Raw genomic sequence first — 261 nt, forward strand, 5'->3', positions numbered from 1 at the left:
GTAACCCAGTAACTTTAAGTGACGGTAGTGTGGTGACATTAAACCCAGACGGTACATTAAGTGTAACCCCAGTAACGGATAGCACAGAACCAATCAACTTCACCTATACGGTAGAAGATGAAGACGGCTTAACGGATCAAGGTCAAGTCGCTATCACCTTCGATCAATTACCTCCAGTAGCGGACGATGAAACGATAGGCAATGCGACGATCAACACGGATGTACCAGTTAACGCATTAGATGGGGATAACGATCCAGATG

Annotated in this window: 1 protein-coding gene; it reads left to right on the plus strand. The window is 45.6% G+C overall.

Going from position 1 to position 261, the window contains the following annotated elements; genetic code table 11:
* Positions 1-261: Ig-like domain-containing protein (locus tag ACNG5D_RS16235; protein ID WP_418184548.1), on the plus strand; the 261-nt coding region annotated here is incomplete at both ends.

This window comes from Algibacter ulvanivorans, from assembly GCF_048381495.1.
GTDB classification, from domain to species: Bacteria; Bacteroidota; Bacteroidia; order Flavobacteriales; family Flavobacteriaceae; genus Algibacter_B; species Algibacter_B ulvanivorans.